We start from the raw sequence: 15,214 nt of genomic DNA on the forward strand, positions 1-15,214 counted from the left end.
CGATCGAGGGAAGGGCCGGTTCACGGCCTGTGGACAACTCGGTGAAGCTGTGGACAACTCCCGCTCAGGCGAGCGCCGCCAAAGCGGTGTGGACCAGTGTGCGGACCCCGCAGAGCAGGGCACGCTCGTCGAGGACGAACGTCGGGCGGTGGATGTCCGACTGCGGCGCCGGCGGGCCGGACCAGACACCCAGGCGGGCGAACGCGCCCTGGATGTGCTCGAGGTACCAGCCGAAGTCTTCCCCGCCGGAGGACTGCTCGGTGCCGGCCACCGCGCGCTCGCCGAGGGCCGCTTCGACGCCCGCGCGCATCAGCGCCGTCGAGTCCGCGTCCGAGACCACCGGCGGGACGCCGCGGCGGTAGTCCAGCGAGAAGCCGACGCCGGTCGGGGCCAGCAGGGACTCCACAGAGGACGCCACCAGCGGCTCCAGCGAAGTCCAGACCTCGTGGTCGGCCGTGCGGAGCGTGCCGCGCAGGACGCCGTCCTGGGGCACCGCGTTGGCCGCTTGGCCCGCGTGGACCGCGCCCCACACCAGGACGGTGCCGGAGCGCGGGTCGACCCGGCGCGAGAGCACCGCGGGCAGCGACGTGATCACCGTGCCCAGCGCGTGGACCAGGTCGGCCGTCAGGTGCGGCCGGGACGTGTGGCCGCCCGGCGAGGTGAGCCGCAGCTCGATCAGGTCCGCCGCGGACGTCAGCGCGCCCACGCGCATGCCCACCGAACCCACTTCGAGCCGCGGGTCGACGTGCAGGCCGTAGATCCGCTCGACACCGTCGAGCGCGCCGGCCGCGATCATGTCCAGCGCGCCGCCGGGCATGACCTCCTCGGCCGGCTGGAAGATCAGCCGGACGCGGCCGGGCAGCTCCGGCGCGCCGGCCAGCGCGCGGGCCGCGCCGAGCAGGATCGCCGTGTGGGCGTCGTGGCCGCACATGTGGGCCGCGCCCTCGACCGTCGACGCGTAGGGCAGGTCGGTCGCCTCGGTGAGCGGCAGCGCGTCCATGTCCGCGCGCAGCGCCACGCACCGCTCGCCGCTGCCGATGTCGCAGACGACGCCGGTGCCGCCGGGGAGCACCCACGGCTTGAGCCCGACGGTGCGCAGCAGCGTGACGACCAGCTCCGTGGTCGCGAACTCGTGCCGCGACAGCTCCGGGTGCGCGTGGATGTGCCGGCGCCAGGCGAGCACGTCGGTCGCGTTGGCGCGCAGCCAGTCGTCGAGCCAGAACGGGCCGCGGCCCGCGCCAAGGTCCTCCACGGGAGCCATGCTTACGCCGGCTTCGGAAATGAGCGCCTCAGGCCCCTCCATAGGGGTCATCATGCGCCCATGGGGGTCACCTGGAACGTCCGGCCGTGAGTCCAGCACCGTCACGCCGCACCTCCTCCCGCAACACGGGTAACCCGCGCAGCGGCTGGGGTCACGCTTCGTGCCGATCGATCTGTTGTACGCATTTGCAGACGATCGTGCACCATGCAGGCGGCAAGCCGCGCCTCGAAAAGGGCCGTCCTAGATGGCCGGTAGCGGATCTGCGTTGAACGGCGTGCAGTAGTTCGGCAAAGCCGAAGGCGTCAGGATCCCTTGGTCTTCTTCGAACGGACCCGCCTGCCCCAGATGACGATGCCGAGCAGCACGACCGCGATCAGGCCGGCGACCAGCTTGTTCTTCGTCTTCTGGGTGTTCGCCTTGTCGGTCTGGGCCGGATCCAGCACCGGGCCCGGTGGCTGGGTCTGCGCCGGGGCCGGCGCCACCGCGACGCGCGCCGCGGTCACCGATGCCGTGGTGTGCACCCGCACCGGCCCGGCCAGCGCGGGCGACGCGGTGAACAGCACCGCACCGAGCACCCCGACCAGGACCAGAAGCCGCAGTTTCGCCATGTCATCCCTTCGCCACGACCAGGCATTCTCCCCGCGGAACGCCCGCGCGTCAGCCACCACGCGGTGGACCGAACGCGTCGAGGATCCGCTGTGCACCGAGGGTAGCCGTCAGCTCACCGGCGCGCACCGCCCGTTCGACGTCGGGAACGACCGTTCGCACGGCCGGATGCGCCGCCAGGCGACTGAGCAACTGCTCGCGCACCATCGCCCAGGTCCAGTCGACCTGCTGCCGGCGGCGGCGCGCTTCCAGCTCGCCGGATGCCGAAAGCGTCTCGCGGTGCTTCTCGATCGCGGCCCAGACTTCGTCCAGGCGCAGGTTGTGCAGCCCGCTGCAGGTGAGCACCGGCGGGGTCCACGCGGCCTCGGGGCCGTAGATCATCCGCAGCGCGCCCGCAAGCTCGCGGGCGGCGCGCTTGGCGTCCCGCTCGTGGTCGCCGTCGGCCTTGTTGACGGCGATGACGTCGGCGAGTTCCAGCACGCCCTTCTTGATGCCCTGCAACTGGTCGCCGGTGCGCGCGAGCGTCAGGAACAGGAAGCAGTCCACCATGTTGGCGACGGTCACTTCGGACTGTCCCACCCCGACGGTCTCGACCAGGACGGTGTCGTAGCCGGCGGCCTCCATCAGCACGATCGTCTCGCGCGTCGCCCGCGCCACGCCGCCGAGCGTCCCCGACGTCGGCGACGGCCGGATGAACGCCCGCTCGTCGACCGCCAGGCGCGCCATCCGGGTCTTGTCGCCGAGGATCGACCCGCCGGTCCGCGTGGACGACGGGTCGACCGCGAGCACGGCGACCTTGTGCCCGGCCGCCGTCAGGTCGCTGCCCAGCTGGTCGATGAACGTCGACTTGCCGACACCGGGGACGCCGGTGATGCCGACGCGCCGCCCGCCGCCCGAGTGCGGCAGCAGCTCGATCAGCAGTTCCTGCGCCCGCGCCCGGTGGTCCTCCCGCTGCGACTCGACGAGCGTGATGGCCTTCGACAGCGTCCCGCGGTCCCCCGCGAGGACCCCTTTGGCGTAGGCGCCGACGTCGATCTTGCGCGGCAAGGGTCAGGACTCCTGCGCCGACAGCTGGCCGAGCAGGTCGATGGCCGCGTCCGCGAGCACCGTGCCCGGGCCGAAGATCGCCGCCGCGCCGGCTTCGCGCAGCGCCGGGTAGTCCTGCGGCGGGATGACGCCGCCCACGACCACCATGATGTCTTCGCGGCCCAGCTCGGCGAGCTCGTGGCGCAGCGCCGGCACCAGCGAAAGGTGCCCGGCGGCCAGCGACGAGACGCCGACGACGTGCACGTCCGCCTCGATCGCCTGGCGGGCGACCTCGGCCGGGGTGGAGAACAGCGGGCCGACGTCGACGTCGAAGCCGATGTCGGCGAAGCCGGTGGCGATCACCTTCTGGCCGCGGTCGTGGCCGTCCTGGCCCATCTTCGCGACGAGGATGCGGGGACGGCGGCCCTCCTCCTCGGCGAACTTCTCGACCAGCTCACGGGCCTGCTCGACGTTCTGCGACTTACCCACCTCTTCGCGGTAGACGCCCGAAATCGTCCGGATCTGCCCGGAGTGGCGGCCCCAGAGCTTCTCGAGCGCGTCGGAGATCTCGCCGACGGTGGCCTTCGCGCGGGCGGCGCCGATCGCCAGCTCCAGCAGGTTGCCGCCGTTGCCGGCGCCCTCGGTGAGGCGCCGCAACGCGTCTTCGGTGGCCGAAGAGTCGCGCTCTTCGCGCAGCCGCCGCAGCTTCTCCAGCTGCTGCGTGCGGACGCCGGCGTTGTCGACCTTGAGGACTTCGATGTCCTCATCGCCGGTGACCTGGTACTTGTTCACGCCGATGACGGGCTGGCGACCGGAGTCGATCCGGGCCTGCGTGCGCGCGGCGGCTTCTTCGATGCGCAGCTTGGGGATGCCCGCGTCGATCGCCTTGGCCATGCCGCCGGCCTGCTCGACCTCGCTGATGTGGCCCCACGCCTTGCGCGCGAGGTCGTAGGTCAGCTTCTCGACGAACGCGGACCCGCCCCACGGGTCGATCACGCGCGTGGTGCCGGATTCCTGCTGCAGCAGCAGCTGCGTGTTGCGGGCGATCCGCGCAGAGAAGTCCGTCGGCAGCGCGAGGGCCTCGTCGAGGGCGTTGGTGTGCAGCGACTGCGTGTGCCCCTGGGTCGCGGCCATCGCCTCGACGCACGTGCGGACGACGTTGTTGTAGACGTCCTGCGCGGTCAGCGACCAGCCCGACGTCTGGGAGTGCGTGCGCAGCGAGAGCGACTTCTGCGACTTCGGGTCGAAGCCCTTCACCAGCTTCGCCCACAGCAGCCGCGCGGCGCGCAGCTTCGCGACCTCCATGAAGAAGTTCATGCCGATCGCCCAGAAGAACGACAGGCGCGGCGCGAACTTGTCGACGCTGAGCCCGGCGGCGACGCCGGAGCGGATGTACTCGACGCCGTCGGCGAGGGTGTAGGCCAGCTCCAGGTCGGCGGTCGCCCCGGCTTCCTGCATGTGGTAGCCGGAGATGGAGATCGAGTTGTACTTCGGCATGTGCTGCGAAGTGAAGGAGAAGATGTCGGAGATGATCCGCATCGACGGCTGCGGCGGGTAGATGTAGGTGTTGCGGACCATGAACTCCTTGAGGATGTCGTTCTGGATGGTCCCCGCGAGCTGCTCCGGCTTCACCCCCTGCTCCTCGGCCGCGACGACGTAGAGCGCCAGCACCGGCAGCACCGCGCCGTTCATCGTCATGGACACCGACATCTTGTCGAGCGGGATCCCGTCGAAGAGCTGGCGCATGTCGTAGATCGAGTCGATCGCCACGCCCGCCATGCCGACGTCGCCCGAGACGCGCGGGTGGTCGGAGTCGTAGCCGCGGTGGGTGGCCAGGTCGAAGGCGACCGACAGGCCCTTCTGGCCGGCGGCGAGGTTGCGCCGGTAGAAGGCGTTGGACTCCTCGGCGGTGGAGAACCCGGCGTACTGGCGGATGGTCCAGGGCTGGTTGACGTACATCGTCGGGTACGGCCCGCGCAGGAACGGCGCGATGCCGGGGTACGTGCCCAGGAAGTCCACATCGGACAGGTCGTCGGCGGTGTAGACCGGCTTGACGCCGATGCCCTCCGGCGTCTCCCAGGCCAGGGCGTCCGGGCCCTTGCCGGTGGCGTCCTGCACTGCCTTGGCCCAGGCGTCGCGGTCGCCCGGCGACGGCGTGCCGAGGTCGAGACCGGCGAAGTTCGGGATGCTCATCGGGTGACTCCCAGCTTGGCGTGCAGGCCGTTGAGGACGTCGAGGGCGTCGCAGCCGGCGAAGACGTTGCCGTCCACGCCGTCGAAGGAGCCCTTGCCCGCCAGTAGGACGTGGTCGGCGCCGAGCGACTTGGCGACGTCGGCCGCCTGCGCCGCGTAGGCGTCGTCGGTGCCGCAGAGGCAGGCGATCTTCGCGCCGGACGCGCGGAACGCGCCGGGCAGGTCGTCGGTCGCGCCCGGGTTGACGGCTTCGATCCCGCCGGCCTGGAACAGGTTGGCGGCGAACCCGGCCCGCGCGGTGTGCGCGGCGACCGGGCCGAGGGTGGCGAGGAAGACCTTGGGCCGCTCGCCGTGCGAAGCGAGGTACGCGTCCGAAGCGTCCCGCAGGGCTTCGAAGCCTTCGGCGTACCGGTGCCGCGGCAGCCCGCCTTCTTCCGCGGTGGCCAGGGGTTCCCGGGTCACCGGCTTCTCGGCCAGGTTCGGGAACTCGCTGACGCCGGTGAGCGGGTCGCGGCGGGTGGCGATCCGCTTCGACCGCTTCTCCCACGTCTCGGCCAGCCGCCCGGCCAGCGCACCGGACTCGAGTTCGGTGACCAGGCCGCCCGCGCCTTCGATGGCGGTGAACTCGGCCCAGGCCGCGTGCGCGAGGTCGTCGGTCAGCTTCTCGACGTACCAGGAGCCGCCCGCCGGGTCGACCACGCCGGCCAGCTTGGACTCCTCCAGCAGCACGGCGTGGGTGTTGCGGGCGATCCGCGCGGAGAACGCGTCGGGCTTGCCGATCGCGGCGTCGAACGGCAGCACCGTGACCGCGTCCGCGCCGCCGACGCCGGCCCCGAAGCAGGCGACGGTCGTGCGCAGCATGTTCACCCACGGGTCGCGCCTGGTCAGCATGGCCGGCGACGTCACGGCGTGCTGGCGCATCGGCGAGGAGAAGCCGCAGACCTCGGCGACGCGCGCCCACAGGCGGCGGGCCGCGCGCAGCTTCGCGATGGTGGAGAACTGGTCGGCGGTGGCGGCGATCCGGAACTCGAGCTGGGCGGCCGCGGCTTCGGCGTCGAGGCCCGCGTCGGTGAGCGCGCGCAGGTAGGAGACGCCGGCGGCGACCAGCGCGCCCAGCTCCTGGGCGTCCGACCCGCCCGCTTCGTGGAACGGCAGGCCGTCGGCGACGATCGTGCGCACCTTCGGGTACTTCGCGGCGACACGCGCGGCGAGCGCGGCGGCCGGTCCGAGGTCGGCGGCCGCGCCGGACCGGGCGGCCAGCCCGATCGGGTCGGCGCCCAGCACGGCGGTGGCCTCGCTGGCTGGGATCTCGCGCTCGTCGAACAGCTCGAACAGCGCGTCCGCGGCGGCTTCGAAGTCGGCACCGGCGTCGAGGACGACCGGGGCGAGGTCGAGGTAGACCTCGTTGAGCGCGTCGGCCAGCGCCGCGGGCGGCACGGTCAGCCAGATCGACGTCACGCCGCCTTCGAGGTCGGCGAGAATGGCCTTGTTGACCGCGCGGCCGTCGTCGCCGGCGAACCGGGCCCGGACGTCCCAGCCGGTGCTGACCTGGCCTTCCGGCCGCGCGCCGCGCACGTAGGGCGGCAGGCCCGGGAAGCCGGTTTCGCCGGGGACGTCGTCCGCGGTGTACAGCGGCTGGATCTCGATCCCGTCGTAGGTCCGCGTGACGAGCTTGCTCTCCGGGGCACCCGTGAAGTCTGCGGGGTTTTCGGGGAGCTTGCCGCTCTTGCGCAGGACACCCGCGACGAGCTCCTGCCACTGCTCGCGCGTCGCCTGGGGGAACTCGGCCGCCAGGTCGAGTTCGGAGATCGGCACTGACTCCGGACCGGCCACTTCAGTCATACCCAGTGATGGTAGAGGCACTCGCCGCGCTCGCCCTGTGAGTCTGGTCGCGCTAGGGGGACGGCCCGGGCAGGTTAGGGGCCGGTGGCGCGGGTACGACACAATTGGGTGCGTGCCCCCCTCCAGCGAAGAGACACGAGTGGTCGCCGGTCGCTACCGGCTGCGTTCGGTGCTCGGCTCCGGGTCGATGGGCACGGTCTGGTCGGCCTACGACGAGTTCCTGCACCGCCAGGTGGCCGTCAAGGAGATGAAGGTGCCGCCGGGCATCCCGGCGTCGCAGGCGGACGAGCTGCGGGAGCGGACGCTGCGCGAGGCCCGCGCGATCGCCGTCCTGTCCCACCCGAACGTGATCATCCTGCACGACGTCGCCCGCGAGGACGACCAGCCGTTCGTGGTCATGGAGCTGCTGCCCTCGCGCAGCCTGGCGCACATCCTGCGCGACCACGGGCCGCTGACCGTCGGGCAGGCCGCCGCGGTCGGCATCGCCGTGGCGTCCGCGCTGGAGGCCGCGCACGCCGCCGGGATCACGCACCGCGACGTCAAGCCGGGCAACGTCCTGGTCGCCAGCGACGGCCGGATCAAGCTGACCGACTTCGGCATCGCCCGCAACGTCTCCGAGGCGACCATGACCCGCACCGGGATCATGCTCGGCTCCCCCGCCTACATCGCGCCGGAGGTCGCTTCCGGCGGCGCGGTCGTCCCGGCCGCCGACCTCTGGGGCCTCGGCGCCACCCTGTTCGCCGCGGTCGAGGGCGCGCCGCCGTACGACGCCGACGGCGACCCGCTGGAGACCGTCGGCAAGGTCGTCAACGGCAAGGTCCCCAAGCCGAAGGCCGGCCCGCTCGCCGAGGTCATCTCCGCGCTGATGAAGAAGGAGCCCGGCGACCGGATCACCCTGCGCGAGGTCCGGCACCGGCTCTACCCGCTGCAGTCGAAGACGCCGCTCGACCTGTTCGGGCCTGAGCTGTTCCGCACCCCGGACGGCAAGAAGACGTCCGCGCAGCCGGACGCGACGGACACGCAGGTGATCAAGACCGTCCTGCCCGAGAAGGACAAGGACAAGGCCGAGAAGAGGGCCGAGGGGTCGAGCAGCGAGCTCGCCACCGACCCGGGCCCGCTGCCGTTCCTGCGCCCGCCCACCCCGGCCGCCCCGAACGCGGGCCCGGCGCCGACGGTGTTCGTCGCCCCGCCCCGGCCCGCCCGCCGCGGGGCACGGGCCACCGCCGTGCTCATCGCGCTGGCGATCCTGCTCTTCCTCATCGCCGCGGGCGGCGGGTTCGCGCTGGCCAGGGCGGTCGGCGGCCAGTCGCTGCTGCCACCGGCGGCCGAGCCGCGCGGCACATCGAACGGGCTCACCGACGTCCCGCCGCCGTCGCTGGTCCGCCAGTCCGGCGACGCGAGCTACGCGACCGGCGAGGGCGGCCAGTTCGGCCTCGACGTCCCGCAGGGCTGGCAGAAGTTCGTCGCGCCCCACAACACGACGAAGTTCGGGGCGAGCACCGCCGTCCAGTACGTCTCACCGGACGGCCGCCGCTCGATCCGCGTCGAACGGCTGGCGAACTACTACGGCAAGTTCCCGGACGACGCCGAGTACGTCAACTGGCTGAAGCAGACGTACTCCGGCGACGGGTTCGAGCTGTTCGGCCCGTCTCCGGGCCCGGGCGGCAAGGGCACCGCGTTCACCTACCGCACGCTGGAGAGCGGCCTGCTCCCGGGCAACTCCGACGACGGCCGCGTCACGCGGGTGACGTTCATGGACCTGGTCCAGGCGGGCGACAGCCTGTGGGTGCTGTCGGTGACGGCCCCGGTCGAGCAGGAGGACGCGACGCGGCGGGATGTTTTCGACCGCGTCTCGCCCACGTTGAGCGTTTCGGACTAAGGCGCCCGGCCCAGCACCTCCCGGGAAACCGACTCCTGCGCGAGGTGGCGCAGCCCGGTGAAGATCCGGTCGCCCAGGACGGTCGCGATCAACCCGGCCTCGATGATCTTGTCGAACGACGTCAGCCCGGTCACCACCTCGACGTCCAGCTCCGCCACACGCAGTGCCAGCTCGAAGTACTCGTCGAGGCGGTCGGCGAGCTTCCCGTGCCCGAGTTCCTTCGCCGTGGCCAGCGCCGCGATCAGGTTGGCGACCGTGCGGTCCTCGGCGCCGTGCCACTTCCAGCCGTGGCGGCGGGCGAGTTCCTGGAGCCGCTCCGACGCCCACGCCGCGGCCTCCTCCGACACCTTCGGCGGCTCGCCGGCCAGCTCCTCCTGGACGACGCCCATCGTCTCGTGCGGGGTCCGGTCTTCGTCGATCGCGCTCAGCACCGCGCCGACCGAGGCCAGCGGGAGGCCGCCGACGTCGGTGAGCGCCTTGATCAGCCGCAGGCGCTGGACGTGCGCCGGGGAGTAGCGGGCCTGGTTCGGGCTGGTGCGCTCCCCCGCCGGGAGCAGGCCTTCGCGCAGGTAGTACTTGACGGTCGCGACCGGCACCCCCGACTCGGCGCTCAGTTCGGCCATCCGCATGCGCATCCGCTCCGATCCCAGGGTCGGCCTCCGGGGCAACCCTGAAGACTTCTCAGCATGGAGAGTTTAACTTCCCATAACGGAGAGCTTGACTATCCATTCTGGGAGGGAACCATGACCATCCTCGCCGACGTCCGGAGCAGAACGCGCGGGTGGCACCGGCCGGCCGCGGTCTTCGCCGCCGTGCTCGGGGCCATCGCCGTGCTGTGCGTCGCCGCGATGCTCGTCGACCAGCGAACTCTCGCCGGGGCGCCGATCTGGGCCAAGCCGTTCAAGTTCGCCGTGTCCGGCGCGCTCTACTTCGCCACCTGGAGCTGGCTCGTCTCGCTGCTGCCGCGGTTCCGGCGCACGGCGGGGTGGCTGACGAACTTCCTGGTGCTGATCTTCGCCGCCGAGTACGTCCTGCTCACGTTCCAGGCCGCGCGCGGCCGCGCGAGCCACTTCAACATCGCGACCCCGCAGGACGAGCTGATCTACAACGTCATGGGCAAGATGATCATCGGGCTGCAGGCCGCCACGCTGGTGCTGACCGTGCTCGTGATGTTCACGAAGCTCGAAGACCGGGCGAGCTTCTGGGCCGTGCGCGCCGGCGCTCTGCTGTCGCTGGTCGGCATTTCGCTGGGCATCCTGATGACGAACCCGACCGCGCGGCAGCTCGCGCAGTGGCGGACCGGCGGACACCCGGACATGGTCGGCGCGCACACCGTCGGGCTCGACGACGGCGGGCCCGGCCTGCCCGTCCTCGGCTGGAGCACGGTGGGCGGCGACCTGCGGATCCCGCACTTCGTCGGGATGCACGCGCTGCAGGCGCTGCCGCTGCTGGCCATCGGGCTCCTGGCGCTGGCCGCCCGCTTCCCGCGGCTGCGCGACGACGTCGTCCGCGCGCGGCTCGTCCTGATCGGGGCCGCCGCGTACGCGGGGCTGATCGCGCTGGTGACGTGGCAGGCGCTGCGGGCGCAGTCGATCGTGCACCCGGACGCGACGACGTTGGCCGCGGCCGCGGCGCTGGTCGGGGCGGCCGGGCTGGGCTCGTGGGCGGCGGTGCGTGCCCGATGATCCCCTTCGACCTGGCGTTCCCGCTGGCGGCGCCGTTCTGGGCGCTGCTGATCCTGGCGCCGAAGTGGCGGTGGACGGCCCGGATCATGGCGTCGCCGTGGGTGCCGCTGCTGCCGCTGGCCTGCTACTTCGCGCTCGAACTGCCGCACTTCGGCGAGTGGGGCCGGGCGATGCTCCGGCCCGACCTCGGCGTGCTCCAGACGCTGTTGGCGACGCCGTGGGGCGCCGGGCTGGTCTGGGCGCACCTGATCGCGTTCGACCTGTTCATCGCGCGGTGGATGTACTTCGAGGCGCGGTCGCGGGACATCTCGCCGTGGCTCGTCAGCCCGATCCTGGTGGTGACGATCTTCCTGTCGCCGTTCGGGCTGGTGGCGTTCCTGGTGGTCCGGAGCGTCCGGATACGCTCGCGGGCATGAGTGAACACGAAGCCGCGAGCGCCATCGCCAAGCGCACCGGTGTGGACGCGCACGACATCGCGGTGGTCCTGGGGTCGGGCTGGCGCCCGGCGGCGGACGTCATCGGGGAGTGCGAGACGGAGATCCCGTTCGCCGAACTGCCCGGCTTCACCACGCCCGGCGCGGTGGGCCACGGCGGCACCATCCGCTCGCTGAAGATCGGCGGCAAGAACGTCCTGGTCATGCTGGGGCGGACGCACTTCTACGAGGGCAAGGGCATCGACCCGGTGGTGCACAACGTGCGCACCGCCGCGGCGGCCGGCGTCCGGACGGTGCTGCTGACGAACGCGGCGGGCGGCCTGCGCGAGGGCTTCCAGGTGGGGCAGCCGGTGCTGATCGCCGACCACCTGAACCTGACCGCGCGCTCGCCGATCGTCGGCGCGAACTTCGTCGACCTGACGGACCTGTACTCGGCGCGGCTGCGAAAGATCGCGCGGGAGATCGACCCGGCGCTCGAAGAAGGCGTCTACGCGGGCCTGACCGGGCCGCACTTCGAGACGCCGGCGGAGATCCGGATGCTGCGCACGCTGGGCGCGGACCTGGTCGGCATGTCGACGGTGCTGGAAGCCATCGCCGCCCGCGCGGCCGGCGTCGAGGTCTTCGGCCTCTCCTTGGTGACGAACCTCGCGGCCGGCATGACCGGCGAACCGCTCAACCACCAGGAAGTCCTCGAAGCGGGCCGCGCCGCGGCCACGAAGATGGGCTCCCTGCTGCGGGACCTCATCACCCGCGCTTGACGAAATCCGTGAAGGCCTCCTTCCCGGTCATAAAAGCCGGTAAGGAGGCCTTCACGGCTTTAGACGAAAGTGGGGAGCTGGGCGGCGACGTCGGCTGGGGAGGGCATGGCCGCGACTTCGGTGGCCAGGGCGCGGGTCGCGTCGGCGACGGCGGAGTCCGTGAGCAGGTGACGGGCCTTCGCGGCCACGGCTTCGGCGGTGACGTCGGGGCCGAGCAGGCGGTCGCCGACGCCGGCCGCGAGGACCGCGTCCGCGTTGCTGAACTGGTCCGCGCCCTGCGGCAGCAGCAGCTGCGGGAGACCCGCGCCGAACGCGCCGAGCGTCGTGCCGCTGCCGCCGTGGTGGACCACCAGGTCGACGTGCGGGAGCAGCTCCGACTGCGGCACCCAGGCCTCGAGCCGGACGTTGTCCGGGACTTCGCCGAGCACGGCCGGGTCGACCGTCGGGCCGGTGGCGACCAGGACGTCGACGTCCAAACCGGACAGACCGGCGATCGCCGCGCCCAGCACGCCCGCGTGGCCCATCGCCGTGCCGAGGGTCAGGTAGACCAGCGGCCGCCGCTTGTCCAGCACGCCCGCGGGCAGGTCACCCGGCTCGCTCCAGCCGACCGGCCGCAGCGGCACGCGGTGCGCCCGCGCCAGGAAACCGGGCTCCTGCACGGACTCCGGGCAGATGTCGACGAACGGCCCGCTGAACGCCAGGTCCTCGCCGACCTCGATCCCGAGCGTCGCGCCGTGCGCGCGGATGGCGTCGCGGATCCGCGTCACCATCGGGTCTTCGCTCGACACTCGGCCGAACCCGTGCGCCACCACCGGGATCCCGGCCTTCAGCGCGGCGAACGCGCCGCCGGAGTTGCCGGCTTCGCTCACCACCAGGTCCGGCCGGACGTGCCCGAACAACGGCAGCAGGTCGGCGACGAACCGCTTCGGCATGACCTCGCCGAACACCTTCGCCACGATCGGCCCGAGCACCTCGGGCGGGATCTCGCCGGGCGGCCGCCGCGGGCCGGGCGGCCCGGACTCGGCGAAGGCCTGCGCGAACGCGTCCTTGATGGCGAGCCCGGCGGCGGCCGTCTCGAGCCCGGCTTTCGTCAGCTGTGGCAGGAAGTCTTCCGAGGTGGCGAAGACGACGTCGTGGCCCGCGTCGCGCGCGGCGACCGCCAGCGGCACCAGCGGGAACGTGTGACCGAAGGACCCCAGTGAGGTGAAGAGCAAGCGCACTCACCCGACCCTAGCCCGTAGGCTGGCGCGGTGACAGTGAATTCCACCCTGCGTGACGCCGCCTTCCGCTGGATTGCCGACGACCCGGACGACGGCTCGCGCGCCGAGTTGCAGGGCGTCCTCGCGAAGGCGATGGGCGGTGACACCGGTGCCGCCGCCGAGCTGGCCGACCGGATGGCCGGACCGCTCGAGTTCGGCACCGCCGGCCTGCGCGGGCCGGTGCGCGCCGGGCCGAACGGGATGAACGTCGCCGTCGTCACCCGCACGACGGCCGGGGTGGCCGAATGGCTGAAGGCGCAGGGGCACGCGGGCGCGCTGGTCGTCGTCGGCCGTGACGCGCGCCACGGCTCGGAGGCGTTCGCGACCGCGGCCGCCGAGGTGCTCACCGCGGCGGGCTTCGACGTCAAGGTGTTCCCCCGTCCGCTGCCGACGCCGGTGCTCGCGTTCGCCGTCGGGCGGCTCGGCGCGGTGGCCGGGATCCAGATCACCGCGTCGCACAACCCCCCGGCGGACAACGGGTACAAGCTCTACGACGCCACCGGCGGCCAGATCGTGCCGCCGTCCGACGGCGAGATCGAGCACGCCATCCAGGCCGCGCCCGCCGCCGTCAACGTGGCTCGGGCCGCCGGTGCCGAGGTCGTCGACGTCGTCGACCGCTACCTCGACGAGGTCGCGACGCTGCCGCTCGGCGCGGGGCGCGCGGTGCGGGTGGCCGCGACGGCGTTGCACGGCGTCGGCGCCGAGACGCTGCGCGCGGCGTTCGAGCGGGCCGGGTTCACCGACCTGCACCTGGTCACCGCCCAGTCCACCCCGGACCCGGACTTCCCCACGGTTTCCTTCCCGAACCCGGAGGAACCGGGCGCGACGGACCTGCTGCTGGCGCTGGCGTCCGATGTGGACGCCGACCTGGCGATCGCGCTCGACCCCGACGCCGATCGCTGCGCCCTCGGCGTGCGCGAGCGCGACGGGTCGTGGCGGATGCTGCGCGGCGACGAAACCGGCGTCCTGCTCGGCTCGTACGTGCTGTCCACAGTGGACCGCACCCAGCTGCCGGACCCGCTGGTGGCCACGACGATCGTGTCGTCGTCGATGCTCGGCGAGATCGCGAAGGCCGAAGGCGCCCGCTACGCCGAGACGCTGACCGGGTTCAAGTGGCTGGTGCGCGCCGGCGAAGGCCTGGTGTTCGCCTACGAAGAGGCGCTCGGCCTGTGCGTGAACCCGGGCTTCGTGCGCGACAAGGACGGCATCGCCGCCGCGACGCTGGCCGCCGGGCTCGCCGCGCAGCTCAAGGCGCAGGGCCGCACGCCGCTGGACGTGCTCGACGAGCTGGCGCAGCGCCACGGCGTCCACCTGACCGACCAGGTTTCCCTGCGCGTCACCGACCTCGCCGTCCGCGGGCAGCTGATGGCGAAGGTGCGGAAGGCACCGCCGTCGCGGCTCGGCGGTGCCGAGGTCGGTATCGAGGACCTGCTGCCGGACGCGGACGTCGTGCGCCTGGCCGGCGACGGCGTGCGCGTGGTGATCCGACCGTCGGGGACCGAGCCGAAGCTGAAGGCGTACCTGCAGGTGGTGGCCCCGGTCACCGGCTCGCTCGCGGACGCGCGCGCGGCGGCGCAGGAGCGGCTGGCGGCGGTGCGGGCCGACGTCGAGGAGCTGCTCGCCTGATGCCGCGGCTGCTGATCGTGCACCACACGCCGTCGCCGTCGACGCAGGCGCTGTTCGAGGCCGTGCTCGCCGGGGCGACGCACCCGGACATCGAAGGGGTGGAGGTCGTCCGCCGCGCGGCACTGGCGGCGACCGTCCCCGACGTCCTCGAGGCGGACGGCTACCTGCTGGGCACGCCGGCGAACCTCGGCAGCATGAGCGGCGCGCTGAAGCACTTCTTCGACACCGTCTACTACCCCTGCCTGGACGCGACGCGGGGTCGCCCGTTCGGGTACTGGATCCACGGCGGCAGCGACACGTCGGGGACGGAACGGCAGCTGCGGGCCATCACCACGGGCCTGGCGTGGACCCAGGCGGCGGCGCCGGTGATTAGCACGGGCGAGCCGGGCAAGAAGACCCTGGACGCGTGCGCGGAACTGGGCGGCACGCTGGCCGCGACCCTGCTGAGCTGAGGGAACGGAAAATAAGAGGGCCTGTCACCGGAAGCCCTGGGGGTCGACCTCCGGCAACAGGCCGTGGCCAAGGGATCCTCCCGAGGGCGATCGACCTTGGCCTGTGCAGCGTACTACAGACCGCCGATCATGACGAGCCGGAGGCGCGACAAGCCCCTCGCCCGGCCGTTCCGTACACCCCCAGGGCACGGACC

Annotated in this window: 13 protein-coding genes; 6 read left to right on the forward strand and 7 right to left on the reverse strand. The window is 72.4% G+C overall.

Features of this window, described 5'->3' with window-relative positions; translation table 11 throughout:
• Positions 1–64: 64 nt before the first annotated feature.
• From H4696_RS29080 to H4696_RS29100, 5 genes are all read right to left on the reverse strand, one after another.
• Positions 65–1,366 carry an amidohydrolase gene (locus H4696_RS29080; protein WP_192782599.1) on the reverse strand — a complete coding sequence of 434 codons (1,302 nt, stop codon included), beginning with the start codon at positions 1,364–1,366 and terminating at the stop codon, positions 65–67.
• 197 nt (positions 1,367–1,563) lie between these two features.
• Complete coding sequence (locus H4696_RS29085; protein ID WP_086865288.1) at positions 1,564–1,869, reverse strand: hypothetical protein; 306 nt, start codon at positions 1,867–1,869, stop codon at positions 1,564–1,566.
• 49 nt (positions 1,870–1,918) lie between these two features.
• Positions 1,919–2,914 carry a methylmalonyl Co-A mutase-associated GTPase MeaB gene (meaB, locus tag H4696_RS29090; protein ID WP_086865289.1) on the reverse strand — a complete coding sequence of 332 codons (996 nt, stop codon included), beginning with the start codon at positions 2,912–2,914 and terminating at the stop codon, positions 1,919–1,921.
• Between the two features lie 3 nt (positions 2,915–2,917).
• On the reverse strand, positions 2,918–5,086 hold the full coding sequence (scpA, locus tag H4696_RS29095) for a methylmalonyl-CoA mutase (protein ID WP_086865290.1): 2,169 nt from the start codon (positions 5,084–5,086) through the stop codon (positions 2,918–2,920).
• Positions 5,083–6,927, reverse strand: coding sequence for a methylmalonyl-CoA mutase family protein (locus H4696_RS29100; protein WP_192782600.1), 1,845 nt, complete (start codon positions 6,925–6,927; stop codon positions 5,083–5,085). Before H4696_RS29100 ends, scpA begins: the two co-directional genes overlap by 4 nt.
• A 139-nt stretch (positions 6,928–7,066) precedes the next feature.
• On the opposite strand from H4696_RS29100, the gene H4696_RS29105 reads away from it, so the two are divergent.
• On the forward strand, positions 7,067–8,806 hold the full coding sequence (locus H4696_RS29105; protein ID WP_192783083.1) for a protein kinase domain-containing protein: 1,740 nt from the start codon (positions 7,067–7,069) through the stop codon (positions 8,804–8,806).
• Here the strand turns inward: H4696_RS29105 and H4696_RS29110 are convergent.
• Positions 8,803–9,441: a MerR family transcriptional regulator gene (locus H4696_RS29110; protein ID WP_420831517.1), complete on the reverse strand. Its 639-nt coding sequence runs from the start codon at positions 9,439–9,441 to the stop codon at positions 8,803–8,805. The genes H4696_RS29105 and H4696_RS29110 overlap by 4 nt on opposite strands.
• A 108-nt stretch (positions 9,442–9,549) precedes the next feature.
• Here H4696_RS29110 and H4696_RS29115 point away from each other — a divergent pair, with 108 nt between their 5' ends.
• The 3 genes from H4696_RS29115 to H4696_RS29125 are packed head-to-tail and all read left to right on the forward strand — an operon-like array spanning position 9,550 to position 11,683.
• Positions 9,550–10,491: a hypothetical protein gene (locus H4696_RS29115; RefSeq protein WP_086858249.1), complete on the forward strand. Its 942-nt coding sequence runs from the start codon at positions 9,550–9,552 to the stop codon at positions 10,489–10,491.
• Positions 10,488–10,907, forward strand: coding sequence for an ABA4-like family protein (locus H4696_RS29120; protein ID WP_086858291.1), 420 nt, complete (start codon positions 10,488–10,490; stop codon positions 10,905–10,907). The genes H4696_RS29115 and H4696_RS29120 overlap by 4 nt, the downstream gene beginning before the upstream one ends.
• The gene (locus H4696_RS29125; protein ID WP_086858250.1) at positions 10,904–11,683 is read left to right on the forward strand and encodes a purine-nucleoside phosphorylase; all 780 of its coding nucleotides are present in this window, start codon (positions 10,904–10,906) and stop codon (positions 11,681–11,683) included. Before H4696_RS29120 ends, H4696_RS29125 begins: the two co-directional genes overlap by 4 nt.
• A 59-nt stretch (positions 11,684–11,742) precedes the next feature.
• Here the strand turns inward: H4696_RS29125 and H4696_RS29130 are convergent, their stop codons facing one another.
• Positions 11,743–12,903 carry a glycosyltransferase gene (locus H4696_RS29130; protein WP_086858251.1) on the reverse strand — a complete coding sequence of 387 codons (1,161 nt, stop codon included), beginning with the start codon at positions 12,901–12,903 and terminating at the stop codon, positions 11,743–11,745.
• A gap of 30 nt (positions 12,904–12,933) precedes the next feature.
• On the opposite strand from H4696_RS29130, the gene H4696_RS29135 reads away from it, so the two are divergent.
• Entirely contained in the window at positions 12,934–14,568 is a 1,635-nt protein-coding gene (locus H4696_RS29135; protein ID WP_086858252.1) for a phospho-sugar mutase, read from the forward strand.
• Positions 14,568–15,020, forward strand: a complete 453-nt coding sequence (locus H4696_RS29140; RefSeq protein ID WP_086858253.1) for a flavodoxin family protein — start codon at positions 14,568–14,570, stop codon at positions 15,018–15,020. Before H4696_RS29135 ends, H4696_RS29140 begins: the two co-directional genes overlap by 1 nt.
• Positions 15,021–15,214: the final 194 nt, after the last annotated feature.

The organism is Amycolatopsis lexingtonensis (assembly GCF_014873755.1).
GTDB classification, from domain to species: Bacteria; Actinomycetota; Actinomycetes; order Mycobacteriales; family Pseudonocardiaceae; genus Amycolatopsis; species Amycolatopsis lexingtonensis.